The following is a 318-nucleotide window of genomic DNA, read 5'->3' as shown; positions in this document are numbered from 1 at the left end:
TGTATGTACCCACCTTCTGCAAGTCGATGGAGCAATTATTAATAGTCAAAGTAACTGGAGTACGTTGACTAGCACATCCTTGAGCAGAAACTGCCTCTGCCCAATAGGTTATAGTTCCAATTTGACTTAATGTAGGTAATCCCTGTATCGGGGTTAAAGCTTCTTGAGATGAATACCAGAATAAGGTTTCATCCTTTCCTACAGTAGCTTCCGCAGTAAGTGTCTGAATAACATCTAATGCACATACTGTTTTATTACCAAGGGAGATAGGAGCTTCTGGTGACTCCGGTGCCGTTCCAACTTCATAGCCCTTGCTCA

The 318-nt window shown here is 42.5% G+C and carries 1 protein-coding gene; it reads right to left on the bottom strand.

The window, feature by feature from the left end:
- Nucleotides 1-318: immunoglobulin domain-containing protein (locus DK188_RS21760; RefSeq protein WP_449353841.1), on the bottom strand; the 318-nt coding region annotated here is incomplete at both ends.

Origin of the sequence: Algoriphagus litoralis, from assembly GCF_003259255.1 — a bacterium.
Lineage (GTDB): Bacteria > Bacteroidota > Bacteroidia > Cytophagales > Cyclobacteriaceae > Algoriphagus > Algoriphagus litoralis.
Note: the sequence above shows the minus strand (reverse complement) of the source record. Positions and strands in the feature narration are given on the sequence as shown.